General features: G+C 60.7%; 18 protein-coding genes. 5 read left to right on the top strand and 13 right to left on the bottom strand.

Translation table 11 applies throughout. The features are described 5' to 3' along the window. Window positions 1-72: 72 nt before the first annotated feature. The 7 genes from EJA72_RS03660 to EJA72_RS03630 form a co-directional block, all read right to left on the bottom strand. A complete protein-coding gene (locus EJA72_RS03660; protein ID WP_157710179.1) occupies window positions 73-2016 on the bottom strand; it encodes a response regulator in 1944 nt (647 codons plus the stop codon). Next, on the bottom strand, window positions 2006-2881 hold the full coding sequence (locus EJA72_RS03655) for a sensor histidine kinase KdpD (protein WP_157710178.1): 876 nt from the start codon (window positions 2879-2881) through the stop codon (window positions 2006-2008). The genes EJA72_RS03660 and EJA72_RS03655 overlap by 11 nt, the downstream gene beginning before the upstream one ends. Further along, window positions 2874-3884 carry an ATP-binding protein gene (locus tag EJA72_RS03650; protein ID WP_178129027.1) on the bottom strand — a complete coding sequence of 337 codons (1011 nt, stop codon included), beginning with the start codon at window positions 3882-3884 and terminating at the stop codon, window positions 2874-2876. Before EJA72_RS03650 ends, EJA72_RS03655 begins: the two co-directional genes overlap by 8 nt. Next, entirely contained in the window at window positions 3881-4285 is a 405-nt protein-coding gene (locus EJA72_RS03645; RefSeq protein ID WP_157710176.1) for an anti-sigma regulatory factor, read from the bottom strand. Before EJA72_RS03645 ends, EJA72_RS03650 begins: the two co-directional genes overlap by 4 nt. After that, window positions 4282-4644 (bottom strand): STAS domain-containing protein, encoded by a 363-nt coding sequence (locus EJA72_RS03640; protein WP_157710175.1) that lies wholly within the window; start codon window positions 4642-4644, stop codon window positions 4282-4284. Before EJA72_RS03640 ends, EJA72_RS03645 begins: the two co-directional genes overlap by 4 nt. A 4-nt stretch (window positions 4645-4648) precedes the next feature. Next, entirely contained in the window at window positions 4649-5500 is an 852-nt protein-coding gene (locus EJA72_RS03635) for an STAS domain-containing protein (protein ID WP_157710174.1), read from the bottom strand. A gap of 184 nt (window positions 5501-5684) precedes the next feature. Next, window positions 5685-6206 (bottom strand): DUF4142 domain-containing protein, encoded by a 522-nt coding sequence (locus EJA72_RS03630; protein WP_157710173.1) that lies wholly within the window; start codon window positions 6204-6206, stop codon window positions 5685-5687. Between the two features lie 216 nt (window positions 6207-6422). Here EJA72_RS03630 and EJA72_RS03625 point away from each other — a divergent pair, with 216 nt between their 5' ends. After that, window positions 6423-6656, top strand: coding sequence for a DUF465 domain-containing protein (locus EJA72_RS03625; RefSeq protein WP_157710172.1), 234 nt, complete (start codon window positions 6423-6425; stop codon window positions 6654-6656). A 98-nt stretch (window positions 6657-6754) separates the two neighbouring features. Further along, the gene (locus EJA72_RS03620) at window positions 6755-6985 is read left to right on the top strand and encodes a hypothetical protein (protein WP_157710171.1); all 231 of its coding nucleotides are present in this window, start codon (window positions 6755-6757) and stop codon (window positions 6983-6985) included. A gap of 131 nt (window positions 6986-7116) precedes the next feature. Here EJA72_RS03620 and EJA72_RS03615 read toward each other — a convergent pair whose 3' ends face one another. From EJA72_RS03615 to EJA72_RS03605, 3 genes are all read right to left on the bottom strand, one after another. After that, window positions 7117-8208: an SMP-30/gluconolactonase/LRE family protein gene (locus EJA72_RS03615; RefSeq protein ID WP_178129025.1), complete on the bottom strand. Its 1092-nt coding sequence runs from the start codon at window positions 8206-8208 to the stop codon at window positions 7117-7119. Beyond that, window positions 8205-9350, bottom strand: a complete 1146-nt coding sequence (locus EJA72_RS03610; protein ID WP_157710170.1) for an SRPBCC family protein — start codon at window positions 9348-9350, stop codon at window positions 8205-8207. Before EJA72_RS03610 ends, EJA72_RS03615 begins: the two co-directional genes overlap by 4 nt. A gap of 106 nt (window positions 9351-9456) precedes the next feature. Next, window positions 9457-10320, bottom strand: coding sequence for a LysR family transcriptional regulator (locus EJA72_RS03605; protein WP_157710169.1), 864 nt, complete (start codon window positions 10318-10320; stop codon window positions 9457-9459). 179 nt (window positions 10321-10499) lie between these two features. Here EJA72_RS03605 and EJA72_RS03600 point away from each other — a divergent pair, with 179 nt between their 5' ends. Next, complete coding sequence (locus EJA72_RS03600) at window positions 10500-13133, top strand: glucosidase (protein ID WP_157710168.1); 2634 nt, start codon at window positions 10500-10502, stop codon at window positions 13131-13133. A gap of 15 nt (window positions 13134-13148) precedes the next feature. On the opposite strand, the gene EJA72_RS03595 is transcribed toward EJA72_RS03600, so the two are convergent. The 3 genes from EJA72_RS03595 to EJA72_RS03585 form a co-directional block, all read right to left on the bottom strand. After that, window positions 13149-14990 carry an amidohydrolase gene (locus tag EJA72_RS03595; RefSeq protein ID WP_157710167.1) on the bottom strand — a complete coding sequence of 614 codons (1842 nt, stop codon included), beginning with the start codon at window positions 14988-14990 and terminating at the stop codon, window positions 13149-13151. Window positions 14991-15155: 165 nt separating this feature from the next. Further along, complete coding sequence (locus EJA72_RS03590; RefSeq protein ID WP_008015934.1) at window positions 15156-15470, bottom strand: SCP2 sterol-binding domain-containing protein; 315 nt, start codon at window positions 15468-15470, stop codon at window positions 15156-15158. A 64-nt stretch (window positions 15471-15534) separates the two neighbouring features. After that, on the bottom strand, window positions 15535-16245 hold the full coding sequence (locus EJA72_RS03585) for a histidine phosphatase family protein (RefSeq protein WP_178129024.1): 711 nt from the start codon (window positions 16243-16245) through the stop codon (window positions 15535-15537). Between the two features lie 199 nt (window positions 16246-16444). Between EJA72_RS03585 and sohB the strand changes: the two genes are divergently transcribed. Both sohB and EJA72_RS03575 read left to right on the top strand, forming a co-directional pair. Next, window positions 16445-17467 carry a protease SohB gene (gene sohB, locus EJA72_RS03580; RefSeq protein WP_178129023.1) on the top strand — a complete coding sequence of 341 codons (1023 nt, stop codon included), beginning with the start codon at window positions 16445-16447 and terminating at the stop codon, window positions 17465-17467. Between the two features lie 185 nt (window positions 17468-17652). Then, window positions 17653-21453, top strand: a complete 3801-nt coding sequence (locus EJA72_RS03575) for a dermonecrotic toxin domain-containing protein (RefSeq protein ID WP_157710165.1) — start codon at window positions 17653-17655, stop codon at window positions 21451-21453. Window positions 21454-21500: the final 47 nt, after the last annotated feature.

Raw genomic sequence — 21500 nt, 5'->3', positions numbered from 1 at the left:
GCCCGCTCCCACAGGGAAGGTGTGAACGACACAGATCCTTGTGGGAGCGGGCTTGCCCGCGATGGCGGTCTATCAGGCACCATCCAGCGTGCGTCGAACCTTGTCCAGCAGCTCATTGATCTGAAACGGCTTGACCAGCATTTCCATGCGATCACCCAGGAACACCTGCCGGTTGATCGCGGTTTCGGCATAGCCGGTCATGAACAAGATCGGCAATTTCTCGCGCCAGCCTCGGGCCACGTCCGCCAGTTCGCGGCCGCTCATGCGCGGCAGCCCGACGTCGGTCAGCAACAGGTCAATGGTCGGGTCGTTCTGCAAGCGCTCGAGGGCGCCTTCGATGTCGCCCACTTGCGTACACCGGTAACCGGCATCCACCAGCACTTCGGCGACGAACATCCGCACCGACGGCATGTCCTCGACAATCAATACGTGCTCGCCCGCGCCCTGAGGGTCCACGGTCGCCGGCGCGACGTCGCTGGCCGTCGGGTCGGAGCTGGCCGGCAACATAATGGTGACTTCGGTGCCGCGCCGCGCAACGCTGCGGATGTGCGCATCGCCCCCCGATTGCCGGGCAAACCCATAGATGGTCGACAACCCCAGTCCGGTGCCTTGGCCCAAGGGTTTTGTGGTGAAAAACGGATCGAACACCTTGTCGATCACGCTGTGTTCAATGCCCGTGCCGTCATCCCGCACGGACAACGCGACGTACGCGCCATCGGCCAGGTTAGGGTCGCCATGGGAATAGGCGGCATAGGTGCTGACCCAAATATTGCCGCCCGTGGGCAAGGCGTCGCGCGCGTTGATCACCAGATTAAGCATGGCGCTTTCAAGTTGAATGGGGTCGACCAGGGCGATGGCGGGCTTGGAAGTCAGTTCCAGCTTCAAAGCAATCCGTTCGCCGATGGTGCGCACCAGCAATTCTTCGAGCGAGCGCACGTGTTCGTTGATGTCCACGGGCCGGGTATCGAGGGGCTGTTGGCGGGCGAAGGCCAGCAGGCGATGTGTCAACGCCGCCGCACTGGTGGCCGAGTTCAAGGCGGCCTCGGCGTAAAACTGGACCTTGTCGGTGCGCGAGGCCGCGACACGTTTCTGGATCAGCTCCAGGCTGGTGATGATGCCAGTCAGCAAATTGTTGAAGTCGTGGGCGATGCCCCCGGTCAATTTGCCCAGCGCGTCCATCTTCTGCACTTGCAACAACTGCGCTTCGGTGCGCGCGCGCTCGGCGACTTCCTTGGCCAGCTGGGTCGTGGCATCGTCCAGCCGGGCCAGGTGCGAACGTTCGCGGTGGCGGTGCTCGGTGACATCTTCGACGAACACCAGGCTCAATTCCGGCGTGCGGTAAGGTGAAATCTGCCACTCGGTTTCGCGAACCTCACCCTGGACCCGCATGCTCAAGGTGCCTTTCCAGCGCTCGCCGTACGCCAGTCGCAGGCGCAGTTCATCAATGACCGCACACTGGTCCTCGGCAAAACACTCGCGCAAGGCATCGGGGTCGAGGTTGTCCTGGATCAGCCGCGCGAAGGCGTGGTTGCACTCGTGCACCTTGAGCGTGGCATCCAGCACGGCGATGGGGGCCGACACATTGACAAAGATTTCGCGAAACCGCGCCTCGCTCTCACGCAGGGCATTTTCGGTGTCACGGACTCGCAACAGGGTGCGCAGCGTCGCCAACAGCACGTCCGGGTCCACGGGATGGATCAAGTAAGCATCGGCGCCGGCATTGAGGCCGGTAATGATGTCGCCGGTCTGGATCGACGCCGCTGACACGTGAATCACCGGGAGCAGGGCGGTGGCGGCTTCGGTGCGCAGTTTGCGCACGATGTCGAACCCGCTCATGTCCGGCAGGTTGACGTCGAGGATCAGCGCGTCAATCTCGACGCTGTCGATCAGTTGCAGCCCCTCGGAACCGGTGCCGGCCTCGAGCACCGCGTAGCCATGCCCCTCCAGGCGCCGTCGCAGGGCGTAGCGCGTGGCCACGTTGTCATCGACGATCAGTAAACGGATGTCACGTTTCATCGACAGGCTCCACGGCGATGGCCAGCGGGATGATCACGAAAAAGGTCGAACCCACGCCCGGGGTGCTCTGGACCCCGACGTCGCCACCCAGCAGCGCCGCAAAGCGCTTGCACAGTGACAAGCCGAGCCCGGTGCCGCGCAGGCGTTTTTGCAGGGGCGAGTCGACCTGGGAAAAGTCTTCGAACAATGCGCCATGCAGCTCCGGGGCGATACCTATTCCGGTGTCGCTGACGGCGAAGCGCACCTGGTCGATCCCTTCCAGCCGTGCCGAAACACGGACTTCGCCCCGGGTGGTGAACTTCAGCGAGTTGGAAATGAAATTGCGCAGGATCTGTGCAAGTTTCTTGTCATCGGTGTACAGCCTCGGCAGGCCGATCGGCTCTTCGAAAATCAGGTCCACGGCACTGGTATCGACGATCGGGCGAAACATGCCCCTCAGGGCGGCGAACAGGTCGAACATGTCGAACCAGGCCGGTGAAATGGTAATGCGCCCGGCTTCGATCTTCGCCAGGTCCAGCAGGTCGTCGACCATATCGCTCAGTTCGCGGGCCGCGTTGCTGACGAAGGCCACCTGCTTGTGCTGCTCGTCGCTCAAGGGGCCGTCGAGCTCGTCGGTCAACAGGCTGGCGATGCTCAGGATCGAGCCCAGCGGCGTACGGAACTCATGGCTCATGTACGACAGGAAGCGGCTTTTGAGGTCCGAGGCCTGGCGCAGCTGCTCGGCCTGGTTGTCGAGTTCGGCGTACAGCGCCAGAACGCCCTGATTGGTCTCATCCAGTTCTTCGCGCAGGGCATCGGCCTCGCTTTGCAGCTGCGCGACCCGTGCGGCGTTATCGTCAACCTGACTCAGGGGTGTCTCAGCCATGGGCTGTCTCCAGAGCAATGACCAACACCGTGACATCGTCCCGTCCACGGCAGAAATCGCGGTGCAGGATGGCGGCGATCACGGCGGGATGGCGATGCACCAGGCCGGGGTAATCTTGCAGGTTCCAACGGGACTGCAGGCCGTCGCTGTACATGATCAATAGTTGTCCGTTCACTTGAGCATAGTCAAAGGGTTGCGCCTTTCGATATTGGCCACCGACGATGCCGGGGTGTGAAGCCAGGCCGCGGGACGTGCCCGGGGCGATGAGGCAGGCGCCAATGTTGCCGATGCCGACGAACCGCAGGGCGTTGGCGTCGTTGTCGAACTGCGCGATGGCCAGCGCACCGCCCCGCGTGCCGATCATGGCGCGATGGATGTCCTCCAGCAACGGCACCGGCGAATCGAAGGGCGACAGGGCAAAGGCTTTTTCGCCAGCGCGGGCGGCACGCTCGGCTTCTTCGCCATGACCGAGGCCATCGATCACCAGTGCACTGATGCGCGGTCCGTCGAAGGCCAAATGCCAGACATCACCGCAGGCAGGGTCATTGTGCAGCGAATGCTGACTGATGCCGATTCGACGATCCGGCGCCTTGTCGTTGCGCGGATACAACCGCGTCAGCAACACGGCGCCCCGGGCGTCGGCGTACACGTCGAACACTTCGGTCTGGCGCGACACCGCCCCCAGCCCGATGCCCTGGGTGCCACGGGTGGAAAATCCGTCGGCCAGGCACGCCTGCACATCGAAGCCCTTGGCGCGGTCGACGGCGAGCATTTCGATGCCCGCGCCGGTGGCTCGGGGCAGTACCCTGAGGTGCAGTTCGCCCCGGTTGGCATGCTTGAGGATATTGCTCGCCAGTTCAGTGGCCACCAGCGCCACGCGTCCGGCGTCCGTGGCGTCAAAGCCGTGTTTTTCTGCGAGTTGCTGGGCGGTGCGCCGTGCATGGCCGATCTGGCTGCTGTCTTCAATGGGCAGCACGTGCGTCATTGAACCGCCAATGTTCACGTCCATCGGGTGATCGTTATGCGAGTGCCTTTGCCGGGCGCGGTGTCGAGTTCGAATTCTTCCACCAGGCGCTTGGCGCCGGTCAGGCCCAGGCCGAGACCGCTGCCGGAGGTCCAGCCGTCGGTCATCGCCAGTTTGATGTCGGGAATGCCGGGGCCTTCGTCACGGAAGACCAGGCGCAGGCCCGTGCGCGAATTTTCGTCGAGGATTTGCCAGTCCATGTCGCCGCCACCGCCGTAGACCATGGTGTTGCGCGCCAGCTCGCTGACGGCCGTCACCAGTTTGGTCAGGTCGATGAGGCGCATCCCGCATTCCTGGGCCAGCTTGCGAGCCAACTGGCGGGCAAGCACCACGTCCTGCTCAATGACAATCGGGTGAGAACCGCTGCTGCGAACGGTCATTGCTGGCGTACTCGTTCCTGTAGCAGTTTCATGCCGCGCTCGACATTCAGCGCGGTGCTGACACCGGGCAACGTCAAGCCCAGCTCCACCAGGGTAATGGCGACGGCGGGCTGCATGCCTACCAGCACGGTCTGGGCGTCCATGATTTTCGACAGCCCGGAAATGGTCCCGATCATCCGGCCGATGAACGAGTCGACCATGTCCAGCGCGGAAATGTCGATCAACACGCCGCGCGCGGAGGTGCGACTGATACGCTCGGACAGGTCGTCCTGGAGCGTCAGGGCCAACTGGTCATGCATGTCGACCTGGATGGTCACCAGCAGGAAGTCGCCCATTTGCAAAATCGGAATACGCTCCATCGGTTCAGTCCGCCTTGCTGACAGTGATTCCGAGGCGGGTCAGGGCCAGTTTCAGGGCATCGGCCAGGTTGGCCTTGGTAACTACGCCTTGCAGGTCCAGCCCCAGGTGCACGATGGTTTGGGCGATTTGCGGGCGCACGCCGCTGATGATGCAATCGGCGCCCATCAGGCGAATGGCAGTGACGGTCTTGAGCAGGTGCTGCGCGACCAGGGTGTCAACGGTCGGCACGCCGGTGATGTCGATGATGGCAATTTCCGAACCGGTGTCGACGATCCGCTGCAGCAGCGATTCCATCACCACCTGGGTCCGCTGCGAGTCGAGGGTGCCGATCATCGGCAGCGCCAGCACGCCATCCCAGAGCTTGACCACCGGGGTCGACAGCTCCAGCAATTCTTCCTGCTGACGCTTGATCACCGCCTCGCGGGATTTCTGGAAGGTGCGGATGGTGTGCATGCCCAAGGCATCGAGCAGCTCGGAGATTTCCCAGAGTTGCTCGGCCAGCAGCGCCGGATTGTCCTGGTAGTGATTCTGCAGCAGCGCAAACAGCGGGCCTTTCAGCGCAAAGATGAAACTGGCAGTCTGCTGCGAATCCTGGCCAAGCAGGGCACGGCTATGGGAGAGTTTTTCAAGGAACTGGCGAATCTCGTCCCAGCCAGGCGCGGCGACGTTCTGGCTGTTGCCTTGTTCCAGTCCCGAGACAATCAACCGCAGAAATTCGGCAGTTTGTTGCTTCAGGTCGTGCTCTTTCAAGTTACGCGTGGCACCACTGGCCTCCAGGCTGCTCGTCCATTCATTGAGCAGTTGCGCCTGGTTTTTTTTCAATGCGTCGAGTGTGGTGGTTTGCAGTGCTGCCATGTGACGTAACTCCCTGGAAAGGTGTGCCGATTCTCCAAATTTTGATCGGCGCAAGTTCAATGACATTTGCCGTGGGCAATAGTTGTTCGATGCCGGCAGGATTTTTTCTTGCCGGGCACGATACCAGTAAAGCTGACAAACAGAAGCCGCATCGAATGATGCGGCTTTTTTGCGTTACAAGCGGTTATTTGCTCGGGTGCGCGGCCTGCAGTTTTTTCGCCATCTCCAGGTGTTTTTCCAGCGCGGGCAACATTTTTTGCGCGAAACCTTTCAGTTCGGTGCCGCCCTTGACTTTGTCGTCCGTCACGGTGTTGGCTTCTTTCTTGAACAGCTCGATGGTTTCCTCGTGGGCCTTGACCTGATTGTTGGCGTAGGCCGCGTCGAAGGATTCATCGCGCAGGTCGAGGATTTTTTCCTTGGCCTGTTTTACCAGTGTCGTATCGTCCGGCACTTCGATGTCGTGCTTTTTCGCCAGGGCCGCCAGCTCGTTGTTAGCCTTGGTATGGTCGGTGATCATCATGTTGGCGAAGGCCTTGACGTCCGCCGACGCGCTTTTTTCCAGCGCGAGCTTGCTGGTTTCGATCTCGGCGATGCCGCCGGCGGCCGCGTTATCGACGAAATCATTGGAAGTGGCAGCACAGGCCATGCCCATGCTGCTGCTCAAGGCGACAGCCAGTGCGAGGTGGCGCAGGGTGAATCCGTCCATTGGTCAATCTCCACACAGGTTTTCAGAGGCGATCGAGTGATCGTTAAACGATGGAGGCCGACGGGCGGGCAAAGGTTTTATCGCGTTTGCTTCAGGACGACGAACGGACACCACTGGTCCGATAGGCGGTCGACAGAACCGGCTAACCGAGGCCATCCTGATAGTTGGTAAGCGCAATCAATCGCGCTTGCTGCCGATCAACGACGGAGGTGTTCCATGCCGGTGACCCATGATCTTTACCAGGACCTGAAATTTTCAAAGGAAGAGATCCAGCAAAAACGCACCAATGACCCGTTACTGGACTCATTGATCAACAAGTATTCGCAAGCGGATGCCGAAGTGGTGAAGGCCGAGCAAGCCAAATCCAGCGATGATGCCGTCAGGAAGCTCAAGGAGACGCGGTTGCTGGTCAAGGACAAGATCGTCAAGCAACTCCAGACACATGCCTGAGCCACCGACGACCGGTGGCTGAAAATTTGGAACGGCGCTAAATCCCGGCACCTCGAATGAATAGAGCCCGACTTCACGGCTCCATGCGAGGTGCCCTCATGAACGAACCCAGATTCCCGAGCGAAGAGCAGGGCGGCTACGATCCGATTCCCACCCATCCAGAGCCCTTGAGCCCTGGGCGCACGACAATCAAACCTGAAGATGAGCCGGGCATCGACGAATTGCCCGACGATGAAGGTGCGATCCCGCTGGACGAGGAAGAGACCACAGCGCTGGACCCTGAGCGGGTGCTGCAAGAAACCGACAACGCGGTACACGATCCCCGCTAGCCACGCCTTTCACCAATCCTGTAGGAGCGAGCTTGCTCGCGATGGACTCAAATGCACTGCGTTTAGCCAGGAAACACGCGGTATCGTTAACGACCATCGCGAGCAAGCTCGCTCCTACAATTTGATTGGCGTTACTGCTGCAATGCCTTGCTCAACGGCAACCGCACCATGTGATCCGCCTTCAACGACCCGAAATACAACCAGTCGCCATACTCGCGAACCGTGGTAATCGGCGAGTAATTATCGCTGCTGCCATCTTGCAAGTTCGCAATCACCTTGCCCTCCAGGTCCAGCCCCAGCGCAAACCCGCGCTTCTCCACCGGCTTGGGCAACACGGTCATGGCCCGCACGAGCACCTTGCGTACAAAGGGATGCCTCGCCGTGGAGTCGAGCAACGCGTTTCGCGGCGCGTAAAGCGCCACCCAAAAACGGTCATGGCCATTGAACGCCAGGTTGTCCGGCAACCCCGGCAGGTTGTCGATGAACAGGTCATGGGTGCCTGCTTTCGGCCCGGTCAGCCAATAACGGCTGATGCGATATGCGCCGGTTTCGTTGACCAGGACATAGGCATCCTCCGGCCCGAGCGTCACGCCGTTGGCAAACTCCAGTTTGTCGAGCAGCAGGCTGGTCTTGCCGGTCTGGAAGTCATACCGCAGTAAACGACCGTCGCCGCCATGCTCGATGATAGCCTCGCCGTCCTTGCCATAGCCGAAGCGGCTGGACGCATCACTGAAGTAGGCGTAATGCCCGGATTTGTCGATGGCCACGTCGTCGGTGAAGCCGAAGGGCACGTCGTTGGCCGTCGTGGTCAATGCAATCAACCGGCCCTGGGCATCCAGGGACAGCAGGCCTTTGACCCCATCGGCGATCACCAGCAACCCATTGGGATGACGGGCCAGGCCTAACGGCCGGCCGCCGGTATCGGCCAGCACTTTAGTGACTTTGCCGTCGAGACTGGTGCGAATCAGGCGGCCATCGTGCAAGCCGGTAATCAGTGCGTTGTCTTCCAGCAGCAGCGCCTCGGGCCCGTCGATATTCAGCGCCCCCACACGCTCTACACCTTTGAGGCGCTGATTGTCGGCGTAGACACCGCTGGTGAGCGAGGGCGCTGGTGGCGGCGTCCAGGCCACCGGTTGCACCTTGGTCGGCATCAGCAACAAAAACGCAGCGATGGCCACGATTACCAATAGCACCACATGGCGGAATTTGACGGATCGACTCACGCCGTAACTCCTGCCGGGGCCAGGTGTTTTTGCGCCATGTCACGCAAGGCCAGCATCGACGCCGCCGACTCATGGTCGATGCGCCGCTTGAGCAGCAGCTGGTTGGCGATGCGCATCGCCAGGCCGCTGAACTCATACTCCAGGGTGCGCACAAACCGCGTGCCGTTACCTTCGGTTTCGCATTCGTAAGTCACCACCAGGGACAGGCCTTTGTCACCGATCGCCCGGGCGCTCCAGCGGCGTCCCGGCAGGTATTCGTCGACCACCCAGGTCAGATGCCCGTCTCGGCCACCGGCCCGAATGTCCTCCTCGAAGCGCGCGCCGGCATGCAACGAACCGCGCGCGCCATCGATCTTGAGTGACGACGGATGCCACTGCGGCCACAACGTTACGGTGCTGGCGTAGGCCAACACGTCAATCGGATTTCCGGCAATGTCGATCTGATGTTGCATGCGGGTCATGGCGGTTCTCGTCGGGGTCGGGGAGATCTGCTCCGGTTCCCAGTACAGGGTCCCGAACAGGTAGTCCATCAGCGGGAAAACGATGTTGAAATTGCGTGCCTGCATCAGCTCACGGCGGTGATGCAGTTCATGCAGGCGGCGCATCTGCCGGATCCATGGCAGCCGAGTCAGCGGATTTTCAGGGGGCAGGTGCTCGCAGGCATGGAACACTTCATAGGCCAGGTAGCCGAGGACCAGGCAACCACCGACCAGCCCGGCGACGTTGGTGTCGAACTGCTGAAGCAGCCACCACAGGGGCAGGGTGATCACCAGCGTGTGAAGCACGATCAGCCACGCCGGAAACAGAATCACCCGCCAGTCGCGGGCGCTGTCGTAGGTCATGTGGCCGGGGGCGAAAAAGCTGTGATGGTCGCCGGCATGGCGGGCGTAGAACAGTCGCGCGAAGCTTTTTTTGTGATGCCCCAGATGCCGATGCACGCTGTACACGCCGAAGTTGAAAAACAGCAGCGCGAGGGGTACCGCCGCCCACTCCGACGGCTTGACCTGATGCACGGTACTCCAGAACCCGGCAATGGCCAGCAACCCGAACAGCAGCACAAACGCGCCGTGCAGCCAGGGGTTATAGAAGGGATGAATGCCTGCGCGGTAACGGGCGCGAAATGATTCGGTGGTCTGCCTCATGCAATCACCTGTGTTTTATTGTTATCTCCAGCAGATTAGCCGATTCCGGCGTTTTGGCTGGCCGAACCTTGACGGCACAACTGCCAGGATCCGGTGCAGGGCGAATTCAGGTCAGGGGGTTCCAGCGCTGTGACCAGTCTTCGTCGGACCTGATGACTTCGCGCAGCAGGTCGAAGGCCCGTTGCAGGGTCGCTGAATCGCGGTCGCGGGAATAAATCAGGTAGGTGGGGTAGTTGAATTCCGGGGCTTTGGGCACGGGCTCCAGTACGCCGCTTTCCAGATAACTCTGGACCACGCGCGTGCGGAAGTAGCCGCTGCCGCCGTTCTCCAGTATGTACTGCAAGCCGAGCGGGCCGAGGTTGAAGCTCAATGCGGCTTTGGCCTTTTCCGGCAGCGCGGCGTCGTGCTGACGACGGAAATCCGGCCCCCAGTCGATGTACACGTACGGATCAGGCTGGCCGGTGAGCCGCACGAGGACCAGTTTTTCTTCCAGCACCTGCTCGACTTGCAGGCCCGGCCAATACTCGGGCTGATAGACCAGCGCCGCATCCAGCACCCCTAGCTCCAATTGGCGCAGCAGGTGTTCGCCGTCGTGGATCTCCATGCGCAGCGCGTGGCTGGGGATCTTCTCGCGCAACTCGCCGGCCCAACTGAGCATCAGCGGGTTGCACAGGCTGACCTCGCCACCGATGTGCAGCACGTCGCGGTAACCCTCGGGCAACGGCAGGTCCCGACGCGCGGCTTCCCAGGTCTGCACCAGCTGATTGGCATACACCACGAAGGCCTCGCCGTTGGGCGTCAGCCGGGCACCGGCGCGGTTGCGCACGAACAGCGTGCTGCCCAACTGGCTCTCGAGTTTCTGCACCCGCGCCGTGATGGCGGTCTGGGTGACGTGAAGTTTTTCAGCGGCGGCGGCCAGGCTGCCGTGGCGGACGATTTCGAGAAAGGTGCGAGCGAGGTCGATGTCCATGGGGCGGCCGGTGTGGAAGGTGCACGCATTGTAAGAGCAGACCCAACCTGTGGCGAGGGAGCTTGCTCCCGCTGGGTTGCGCAGCAACCCCGACATTCGCTCCGTCTACAGTGAGCGTTCAGCCTCGCACCGTGCGCAGGCACTACACTCCAACCGTCTCTCGCCCTACGGACCCACCCATGACGGCCAAACCCGCTGCGAACATCCTCGGCACCGTCGAAGGTCAGCGTCTGGCCAATGACGAAGCGGGGGCCTGGCGCGAATGGGGGCCTTACCTGAGCGAGCGTCAGTGGGGCACGGTGCGCGAGGACTACAGCGCCGATGGCGACGCCTGGCGCTACTTTCCTCACGATCACGCCCGAAGCCGCGCGTACCGCTGGGGCGAGGACGGGCTCGCGGGGTTTTCCGACAAAGCCCAGCATTGGTGCCTCGGATTGGGCCTATGGAACGAACGCGACCCGATTCTCAAGGAGCGCCTGTTCGGCCTGAACAACGCCGAGGGCAATCACGGCGAAGACGTCAAGGAACTGTATTTCTACCTCGACGGCCTGCCGAGCCATGCCTACATGCGCATGCTCTACAAATACCCTCAGGCCGAATTTCCCTACGCTGACCTGATCGCCGAAAACGCTCGCCGGGGCCTGGCGGACACCGAGTACGAAATCCTCGACACCGGCGTCTTCGAGGACGACCGCTATTTCGACGTGACGGTGGAATACGCCAAACACGCGCCGGACGATATCTTCATGGCGGTGACGATCCATAACCGTTCAGATCAACCCGCGCGCTTGCACGTCTTGCCACACCTGTGGGCGCGCAACACCTGGAGTTGGGTGGCTGAAGGGCAGAAACCAAGCCTGATGCTGGACAGCGACCGGGTGCTGGCCCGGCATCCACAACTTGCTGACCGCGAGGCCACCGCCTGGGGCGAGGAAAGCTGCGATTGGCTGTTCTGCGAGAACGAGAGCAACTTCCCCAAACTCGATGGCGTGGCAGCGCAAGGTCCGTTCAAGGACGGGATCAACGATTTTCTGCTCGATGGCCTCAGCGGTGCAATCCGCCGCGACGCGGGAACCCGGGTGGCCGCGCATTTCGCACTGACCTTCGATGGCGGACAACGCCGCAGCGTCTATCTGCGGTTCGCCCCGGCCGGCGCCGCTCGGGTCAATGCCAAGGCCCTGTTCGAGCGGCGGAGAGGGGAAGCCGATGCCTTTTACGCCGCGTTGCAAACCGGGCTCGCCAACCCGGACGCGCGCAACGTGCAACGCCAGGCACTGGCCGGATTGCTCTGGTCGAAACAGCTCTATTACTTCGACGTCAACCAGTGGCTCGACGGCGACCCGGCGCAACCGAAGCCGCCCTCCGAACGGCTGCACATTCGCAACACGCATTGGCGGCACTTGTCGAATGTCGACATCGTTTCCATGCCCGACACCTGGGAATACCCGTGGTACGCGTCATGGGACCTGGGCTTCCAGGCCGTGGCGTTTGCGCTGATCGATCCCGGGTTCGCCAAGCATCAATTGTTGCTGCTGGTCAAAGACCGCTTCATGCACCCTAACGGTCAGTTGCCGGCTTATGAATGGCGTTTCGACGACGCCAACCCACCGGTTCACGCGTGGGCCAGCTGGCGGGTGTATCAACAGGACAAGGCGCTGACCGGGGCAGGGGACATGGACTTCCTTGAGCGGATTTTCCATAAACTGCTGCTGAATTTTTCCTGGTGGGTCAACCGCAAGGACGCCGAGGGGCGCAACCTGTTTCAAGGTGGATTTCTCGGGCTGGACAACGTCGCGTTGTTCGACCGCTCGGCGATCCTGCCACCCGGCTACGAGCTCGATCAGGCCGATGGCACCGCGTGGGTCGCCGCCTATGCGCTGGACCTGATGCGCATCGCCCTGGAACTGGCCAAGCGCAACCCCGTGTACGTCGACATCGCGGTGAAGTTTTTCGAGCACTTCCTCTACATCGCCGGGGCCATCAATCGGGTTGACTCCGAAGCCGAAGGGTTGTGGGACGAACAGGACCGGTTTTTCTATGACGTGCTGCACCGGCCCGACGGCGTGAACGAACCGCTGAGGCTGCGTTCGATTGTTGGCCTGATGCCGCTGTTCGCGGTGCAGGTGCTGGAACAGCATGAGCACGAGGGGTTGCCGGGGTTGCGTGAACGCCTGTTGGGTTTCATGCGCCATCGACCGGACCTCGCCAGCCTGGTTTCGCGCTGGACCGAGCCGGGTGAAGGCAACCGGATGTTGCTGGCACTGTTGCGCGGTGAACGTACCAAAGACCTGCTCAAACGCATGCTCGACGAAGCCGAATTCCTCAGCGAGTTCGGCGTTCGCTCACTGTCCAAGGCCTTTGCTGAATTGCCCTTTGGCCTGCAAATCAATGGTGACAAGCTGTGCGCCCGCTATGAGCCGGGGGAGTCGGAGTCGCGGCTGTATGGCGGCAATTCCAATTGGCGCGGGCCGGTGTGGATGCCGATCAACTACATGCTGATCGAATCCTTGCGCGAATTTCACCGTTACTACGATCAGAACTTCTCCGTGGAGTACCCCTCTGGATCAGGGTTTTATGCCTCGCTGGAAGAGGTGGCGGACAGCCTGAGCCAACGCCTGACCCGCCTGTTTTTGCGCGACGAAGAGGGCAACAGGCCCTCGATGGTGGCGTATCCGCAGTTGCAGGCTGATCCCGCCAGCCGGGACCTGGTGTTGTTCCATGAGTATTTCCATGGCGAAACCGGGCGTGGCCTGGGGGCCAGTCACCAGACCGGCTGGACAGCGCTGGTGGCGCTGCTTTTACAGGTCGGGTGATGCCCTGGCTTCAACTCAAAACGCAAAACACGAACAACCGAATGCTCCCCAGAATCCCTGAAAGTCGCTGACCGGTGCCGAAGACAAGCGCGCCCGTTCATGGTGATGGGCATGCACCGCACACGCCCCGACGCACTGATGAACCTGCGCCGCCAGTGGCGCCTTCCAGTGTCCCGGCACTTTGGTCACCGGTGACCATTCGGGCACCACAGGAATAGGTGGCGGGCCGAGTTTTTCAAACTCGGCGGTGCCGTAGACGATCTTGCCACCGACGATGGTCAGCACCGATTCGATCGATTTGATCCCTTCGTCCTCGATGTGGAAGTAGTCCGCCGACAGCGCGATCAGGTCCGCCAGTTGCCCGGCCTTGATCTGGCCCTTCTTGCCTTGCTCGGAAGAAAACCAGGCGCTGCCATGGGTAAACAGTTCCAGCGCGGTATCGCGGCTCAGCCCCTGCGGGTACAGCTCAAGCCCGCCGACGGTGCGCCCGCTGACCAGCCAGTACAGCGACGTCCAGGGGTTGTAGCTGGAGACCCGCGTGGCGTCGGTGCCGGCGCCGACCGGAATGCCCTCGGCCAGCATGCGGGCGATGGGAGGCGTGTGCTCGGCCGCTTTGGCGCCGTAGCGGTCGACAAAATACTCGCCCTGGAAGGCCATGCGGTCCTGGATCGCAATGCCGCCACCCAAGGCTTTCACCCGTTCAATGTTCTGCGGCGTGATGGTTTCCGCGTGGTCGAAGAACCATGGCAAACCGTTGAATGGAATGTCGCGATTGACCTTCTCGAACACGTCGAGCATGCGGCTGATGGATTCGTTGTACGTGGCGTGCAGGCGGAAGGGCCAGCGCTGCTCCACCAGATGCCGGACCACCGGTTCCAGTTCCTGCTCCATGGTTTGAGGCAAGTCGGGGCGTGGCTCGAGGAAGTCTTCGAAATCGGCTGCGGAAAACACCAGCATTTCCCCGGCGCCGTTGTGCCGCAGGAAATCGTCGCCCTGGCCGTAGTGAGAAGTGCTGGTCCAGTTTTTGAAATCGCTGAGTTCTTCCTTGGGTTTTTGCGTGAACAGGTTGTAGGCGATGCGCACCGTGAGCTGTTGGTCCTTGGCCAGTTGCTGGATGACTTGATAGTCGTCCGGGTAATTCTGATAGCCGCCGCCCGCGTCGATGGCGCTGGTCAGGCCGAGCCGATTGAGTTCGCGCATGAACTGGCGGGTTGAGTTGACCTGGTATTCCAGCGGCAGTTTGGGGCCCTTGGCCAGGGTCGAGTAGAGAATCATCGCGTTAGGGCGAGCGATCAGCATGCCGGTGGGGTCGCCATTGGCGTCACGCTGGATTTCGCCGCCCGGCGGGTTCGGCGTGTCGCGGGTATAACCCACGACGTTCAACGCTGCGCGGTTGAGCAGGGCACGGTCGTAGAGGTGCAGGACGAACACCGGCGTATCGGGCGCGGCCTTGTTCAGTTCGTCGAGGGTCGGCAGGCGTTTTTCGGCGAACTGGAATTCATTCCAGCCGCCGACCACTCGCACCCATTGCGGCATGGGCGTGCGGTCGGCCTGTTCCTTGAGCATGCGCAAGGCATCGACCAATGACGGCACGCCTTCCCAGCGCAGTTCGAGGTTGTAGTTCAAACCGCCGCGGATCAGGTGCAAGTGTGAGTCGTTGAGTCCGGGAATCACCGTGCGACCGTGCAGGTCGATGATGTGCGTGCCGGGGCCTTGCAGGGCCATGGCCTGAGCATCGCTGCCGACCACCACGAAATGTCCGTTCTTGATCGCGACGGCGCTGGCCTGGGGTTTTTTACGATCGACGGTGTGCAGGCGTCCGTTGTACAGAATGAGGTCGGCCGGGGTATCGGGCATGGTTTTACTCCCTGCTGGTAGCCGATGCCTGACGCATGCGGCCCAAGGAATATAGTCCGCAAATCCACGGGTCACCGTTTTCCAAGGGTGGAAAACGACGAATCCCGCCACGAGGGGCGGGATTCGTTTGCAGCCAGAGAGGCTCCCGAGAGAGGAACCGTCGTCTTAGCTCGGGAACAGCTCGGACAGTTTCATGGCCAGCATCATGTCGCCTTCAGCGCGCAGTTTGCCACCCATGAACGCTTGCATGCCGTCGGTCGAACCGTCAACGATGCCTTCCAGGGTCTCGCCGTCCATCACCAGGGTCACCTGGGCGTCCGGGTTCTCGCCTTCTTGCAGCTCGCAGGTGCTGTCTTTGACGATCAGCGAGAAGTTCTTGGTGTCGTCGATGCGGAAACCGAAAACCAGGTCCAGACCGGCAGCAGCGGCTGGGTTGAACTTGGCTTTCATTGCTTGTACGGCATCAGCTACGGAGGTCATGGTTCGATCCTTTCTTGGGTAATTAGAGCTGGGTGATTACAGCCAGGGTCACAATAGTCCGGACTCAGCGAAACGTGATGAGTTCCGGGGCTTTCAACAGTTGCAGATGCGCATGACTGTTGAAAGAAGCCAGGGCCACCTCGCGACCACGAAACTTCAATTGGTTGAGCGAGGTGTTGACGATTTGCCAGTTCAGTTCGAATGCCTGCTTTGCCGGCATCTGTGTAATGAGGTGAAGCAGGGCGGTGATGGTGCCGCCGGAGGTAAACACGGCGATTTTCTGGGTGTTGTCGGCGCTGTCGAGAATGCGCTGCAGACCGGCCTGAACCCGATCGACAAAGCCTAGCCAGCTTTCAAGGCCCGGCGTGTCATGGGTGCCGGCCAGCCAGCGCTCGATGATCAGGGCGAAGATACGCTGGAATTCGGCTCGGTTTTGCGCGGCGTTGCGCAGGATGTCCAGCGCTTCGGGCTCGTCGTCGAGCATGGCCGGCAACAGCGCGCGGATCACCGCATCGGCGTCGAATTCATTAAAGGCGGAATCGATCTCAACCACCGGAACCGGCAGGCCCACAGCCGCGAACTGTGCCAGCGCGCTGTTGGCCGTGTGCTGCTGGCGGCGCAGGTCGCCCGAGTAGCAGCGGTCGATGCTGATACCCAGTTCGGCGAGGTGCTGGCCGAGGATTTCTGCCTGGCGAATACCAGTCGGCGACAGGACGTCATAGTCGTCTGCACCAAAGGAGGCCTGGCCATGTCGAATCAGATAGATGCTGCCCACGTCCGCGTCATCCCGGTACGTTGAAGGTTTGGCGAGGTTATGAGGATGACGGTGAGCTGTCAATGAAAAAACATACGCTTGTTTGAAATGGCCGTTGCAGGCCTGTTGCCGGAGGTTTCACGGCTGGCCGCCGGGCCGGCGCATGGGTATGCTGGAGGCATCCGCGCGGTTGTGCAGCGCATTGTTCAAAGGAGTCCCTGTGGAGTTTTTCACCGAGTACGCCAGTTTTCTGGCCAAGACCGTGACCCTGGTGATCGCCATTCTGGTGGTCCTGGCCAGTTTCGCGTCGTTACGCAGCAAAGGTCGACGCAAGTCGGCAGGCCAGTTGCAAGTCAGCAAACTCAATGATTTCTACAAAGGGCTGCGCGAGCGCCTGGAGCAGACCTTGCTCGACAAGGACCAGCTCAAGGCCCTGCGCAAGGTCGAAGCCAAATCCGAGAAAAAACAAAAGAAGAAACCCGAAGCCAGGCCTCGGGTGTTCGTGCTTGATTTCGATGGCGACATCAAGGCCTCGGCCACTGAAAGCCTGCGCCACGAGATCACCGCGCTGCTGACCCTGGCGACACCAAAGGATGAAGTGGTGCTGCGTCTGGAAAGCGGCGGCGGCATGGTCCACAGCTACGGCCTGGCCTCCTCGCAACTGGCGCGCATCCGTGACGCCGGCGTGCCGCTGACCGTGTGCATCGACAAGGTTGCGGCCAGTGGCGGCTACATGATGGCGTGCATCGGCGAGAAGATCATCAGCGCCCCGTTCGCGATCCTCGGTTCCATCGGCGTAGTGGCGCAGTTGCCCAACGTCAACCGCCTGCTGAAAAAACACGACATCGACTTCGAAGTCCTGACCGCCGGCGAATACAAACGCACCCTGACCGTGTTTGGCGAAAACACCGAGAAGGGCCGTGAGAAGTTCCAGGAAGACCTGGACATCACGCACCAGTTGTTCAAGAACTTCGTCGCCCGTTATCGCCCGCAACTGGCCATTGATGAAGTGGCGACCGGCGAAATCTGGCTCGGCGTCGCGGCGCTGGACAAGCAACTGGTGGACGAACTCAAGACCAGCGACGAATACCTCGCCGAACGTGCGAAGAAATCGGAGTTGTACCACTTGCACTACGCCGAGCGCAAAAGCCTGCAGGAACGTATCGGCATGGCGGCCAGCGGGTCGGTCGATCGTTTGTTGCTGAGCTGGTGGAGCCGGTTGACCCAGCAGCGCTTCTGGTAACGTTCAAAGCGTCATCCCTCAAAAAAACCGTGGAGACCTCCACGGTTTTTTTTACCTTTCAACACGCTCCGCTTTCCGTGCGCAAGCAGCGAAATTTCCTATCGTCACTGTCAATCGATCCGGCTTTTTCGTCAGCCCGGGTCGGGTAGGGTGGTGTTCCAGAAATGATTGCAATGGAATGCACCATGACCGAGTTCCTTAACAACACCGTGGCCAGCCCTCATCCCGCGTCCAGCGCGCGAATGCGCGACGAACTGAAAACCGCACTGGAAATCGCACTGCCCCTAACCCCCCGCCAGTTTGGCGAGCGCCTGATCAAGGAGAAGTGGGGGCAGGGGATTGATCCGCAGACAACCTTGCTGGTCACGCTCGATTACAACTACAAGGGCCATCCGGCGATTGACGGCACCGAGCAGGGGCAAGTGGCGAGTTCGCGTTCGTTGCTGCAAACGCTATTGTCCAACTACCAAACGGTAGGTGATGGACGTTTCGCTGAAACCGCGTTCGGGCTGTACACGCCGCCGGATACCGGCCCCTCCGTTCGCATTGTGGAAAACGTCGACGAGTTTGCCGATCACGGCAGCGGCAATCACCAGACGTACGAAGGGATTTATCGCCAGACCAAACCGCAAATCTACGGGCCGCAAACACAGGTCAATGTGAGACCCGCCGACTTCAAGAAATGGGTCTGGGAACTGGAACTGAAGGACTTGTACCAGGCGTATCTCGCTCAGGCGTGGCCGGCCGATGACGTGCTCGTTGCACCTGAACCCTACGCATTGCGAACATCGGTCAAAGCGGCATTCGTCCTGGCGGCCAGGATGCAGTTTCAAGAGCAAAGGTTGACGCAAAAGGGCCTGGAACTGGCAATGCTCGCAGCAGGCTTGCCACCCGAGCAACCATGGGAAAAGCTGTCCATCAAGCAATTGCAAGCCTCGACCCGCGTTCCTTCGTCCATCAAATTCGGCCTGCTGAAGCTCTACCGCTACTCCGCCACCGATGTCTGGGCTTTCCGTGACACCTCCAGCGCCAGAGTGTTGGTGTACATCCCGGGCAACTCTTCCCCGCTGCATGAATTTGCCGATGCCACCCAACTGCACCAATGGGTGGTCGCGCAAGGTAAGTCGAGCGAGACAAAACAGGCACTGGGTTCACACTTTGCCGAAGATGATCGCGAGGACGGTACGTTCCACGCCGGTGTCCTGACAGCGCTGGATGGCATGTCATCGTATCCCGCCAAACACTGGTTGACGAACAATGCCGGCTTCTTCAACAACGACGGCTACTGGGACCCGGACGAATACATTGGTTTCGACGATCCTGGCGACACGACCGACCCGTTTGCACAATTGGTGTTGACGATGAAGCATGCAGCCCGGGGCAGCGTCAGCAGTATCCGTGATGACGCCCAGGTCAACCGTGACGATTTAAGTGCGGTGGTTGAACCGCTTGTGCAATGGATCAACCGGTTCGGTCCCTTGGCGCTGTTCGTTCCGGGAGGCGAAGGTGTATTGGCACTGGCGGGGCTGATCGATGCGGGTTACGGCCTGAATCAGGTGGTTAACGGCAAAACACCCAGCGAACGCTCAGAAGGACTGACGCGCACGGTTTTTGGCTTGCTCAATGCGTTGCCCATTGTCACGGAAGTGGCGCTGCAAGGCGAAAAGGCCGTCTCCGGTTCGGCGGAGGAGGCTGTGAGGTCCGTGGAGGACCCAGCGGTTGCCCCAACGCCCGAACCCGTGAGCATTGCCCCGGCAACCCGCGTGGAACTCATTCGCGGTGTTGGCGCGTCGGTAGCGTCTTTCAGTGATGAAACACTGGCGCAGATCGGCAAGGTCAGCGCGATTGACGACGACATGCTTCGGCTGATCCGGACAGGCCGCCCACCCACTCCCTTGTTGGCTGACACCATCAGCCGTTTCAGGATCGACCAGGATCTCGGTCCGGCCAGGGACCCTGAGCTATTCAGCCAACGTTATGCCGAGCTTCAACGGTCGGAGCTTGAATGGGTTCGGCTGTTCCAGCAGCAATACCCTGACCTGCCAACAAGCGCCATCGAGCAAATGCTCGACCGCTACGGCGTGGACATCCGCACGACCCCCGACCTTGCCGAGGCGAGGCAGGTGTTCACGCGACTGAACAGCAAGGCCCGTCAGTATCAGCAACATGTCAGGCTTAATCGTGCATACGAAGGCTTTTACCTTCACTCCATGAACAATCCCGAGACAGACACGCTGGCGTTGCACTCCCTCAATCGTTTGCCGGGATGGCCTAAGAATCTTCGAATAGATATTCTTGACGGCTCATCTGTTGGCCGGGTGCTGGACCGTACCGGTCCGCTTGACGCCGCTCGCTCTCGAAACATCATCAAAGAACCGCAGCACCTGAAAACGGACTTCTATGGTTCTCTCCTCGCCATTCTGTCAGACGACGAACGCTCGGCGTTACACCTGACGTCCCTCGATCCAGCCAATGAATTGCGGGTAAAGATCAGCGAAGTGGCGCTGCCTCGTTCGCAAGCCATGCTCGGGCTGCAAAGGATGGACAGCGGCCTGACGTTCGAACCTCAGGGGCTGCGCGGCGGAGGCTACCCGGCGACGCCTCAAGGCGAAGCCATGACCCACGAGATGATGAGGTTGCAGCTCAAGGATATCTATCCGGATTTCACCCATGCACAAGCCGATGAAGCACTGCAGCGCTTGGGCAATAACGCACAGGCTTACATTGACGGTTTGAACGTGCAACGACAGCAACTCGGCACCGATCTGGGCAATTGGATTGAACAGGCCGGCGATGACGTTCAAAACATGGATCTTCCCTTGCTCGCCGTTGGGGATGCGGCTGCGGAGGATTTGAACCCTGCCCAAATCGCAGCCTATAACGTCCGGCTTTTGATGGAGGGAATGCGGGACGAGCGAGCCCTCAGGACCGAGCTCGCCGACGATCTGGTTTCCATCTGGCAAAAGCGCGGAGAGTCTCCACGTACCACGCTGGATATGAACTTCGAGAACTATCACCGATTGCCGGCGTTGAATGTCTCGTTCGAAGATGTGACGGAGTTGCTTCTGCGAGGCTTTCACGTGACCGAGGCGGACAGTTTGAACGGGTTCATCGAGAGCTTTCCGAATCTCGAAGTGTTGAATCTGGAAAATGTCGACTTGCGTCATTTCTCCGAGGACGGACACGAGGGGTGCGCGTTGCCACCCGCCCTCTGCCAGTTGAGGCGCCTGACTTCACTCAACCTGCGTGGCACCCAGCTGGAATTCAGTGAGCGCGCGGCGTCGCAACTGACGGATCTGACCCGTCTGCAAAACCTCGACCTGAGCGACAATCCGTTGGGTGTGCCGCCTGTGTTGCTAGGCCTGAACGACTTGCGCCAGCTCAACCTGAGGAATACCCGGATCAGTCGTTGTCCGGTCGGGGTCAGGGATGAGCCGTACCTGACGTCCCTTGATTTGCGCGACAACCAGATCACACGGATTCCCCAGGCGGTGATCAATCAGGCTATTGCCAGGGACAGGGTGTTGCTGTGGAACAACCCATTGACCGATGAGGACACCTTGCGGCGGCTGGTCGCGCATCGGGAGCAAACCGGCATCAACTTGTGGCTGAGTGCGGCGGGGCCTGACTATGGAAATCCGGCGGCCTGGTTGAACGGGGGTGAAGCAGGGCTGCGCGATGCCCGGCTGCAAATCTGGCAGCGACTGGCGCTCAAGCCAGGTGGTGGACGGTTTTTAGGGACCATGAACACATTGACGCTCACCCCGGATTTCCAGGTCAGCTATCCGGACCTTCAGGCAAGGGTATGGCGACTGTTGACGGAAGCAGACGCTTCGGAAGAACTATGGGGACGGTTGGCCCGGAATGTTCCGATGCCGGAGGGTGCTTTCGATAGCCCGCTCGCGGTGTTCACAGCACTGGAAAGCCGTGTGCAGCTCCATCGGGACTGGATGGCCTTGGGGCAACCGATCCCGATCCAGCGATAGCAGAGCCGATAAAGCCTTGACCCCGTCTGGGGCCAAGGCTTTATTTC

The organism is Pseudomonas sp. PB120 (assembly GCF_009761815.1).
Taxonomy (GTDB): Bacteria; Pseudomonadota; Gammaproteobacteria; order Pseudomonadales; family Pseudomonadaceae; genus Aquipseudomonas.
This window is presented reverse-complemented; position numbering and strand designations above follow the sequence as displayed.

Bases quoted from the DNA above. Each gene is read 5' to 3' on its own strand.
- EJA72_RS03600 (WP_157710168.1), top strand. From the start codon at position 10,500: ATGACGGCCAAACCCGCTGCGAACATCCTCGGCACCGTCGAAGGTCAG.
- EJA72_RS03590 (WP_008015934.1), bottom strand. From the start codon at position 15,470: ATGACCTCCGTAGCTGATGCCGTACAAGCAATGAAAGCCAAGTTCAAC.
- EJA72_RS03595 (WP_157710167.1), bottom strand. From the start codon at position 14,990: ATGCCCGATACCCCGGCCGACCTCATTCTGTACAACGGACGCCTGCAC.
- EJA72_RS03610 (WP_157710170.1), bottom strand. From the start codon at position 9,350: ATGAGGCAGACCACCGAATCATTTCGCGCCCGTTACCGCGCAGGCATT.
- EJA72_RS03635 (WP_157710174.1), bottom strand. From the start codon at position 5,500: ATGGCAGCACTGCAAACCACCACACTCGACGCATTGAAAAAAAACCAG.
- EJA72_RS03640 (WP_157710175.1), bottom strand. From the start codon at position 4,644: ATGGAGCGTATTCCGATTTTGCAAATGGGCGACTTCCTGCTGGTGACC.
- EJA72_RS03630 (WP_157710173.1), bottom strand. From the start codon at position 6,206: ATGGACGGATTCACCCTGCGCCACCTCGCACTGGCTGTCGCCTTGAGC.
- EJA72_RS03605 (WP_157710169.1), bottom strand. From the start codon at position 10,320: ATGGACATCGACCTCGCTCGCACCTTTCTCGAAATCGTCCGCCACGGC.
- EJA72_RS03660 (WP_157710179.1), bottom strand. From the start codon at position 2,016: ATGAAACGTGACATCCGTTTACTGATCGTCGATGACAACGTGGCCACG.
- EJA72_RS03655 (WP_157710178.1), bottom strand. From the start codon at position 2,881: ATGGCTGAGACACCCCTGAGTCAGGTTGACGATAACGCCGCACGGGTC.
- EJA72_RS03620 (WP_157710171.1), top strand. From the start codon at position 6,755: ATGAACGAACCCAGATTCCCGAGCGAAGAGCAGGGCGGCTACGATCCG.
- EJA72_RS03645 (WP_157710176.1), bottom strand. From the start codon at position 4,285: ATGACCGTTCGCAGCAGCGGTTCTCACCCGATTGTCATTGAGCAGGAC.
- EJA72_RS03575 (WP_157710165.1), top strand. From the start codon at position 17,653: ATGACCGAGTTCCTTAACAACACCGTGGCCAGCCCTCATCCCGCGTCC.
- EJA72_RS03625 (WP_157710172.1), top strand. From the start codon at position 6,423: ATGCCGGTGACCCATGATCTTTACCAGGACCTGAAATTTTCAAAGGAA.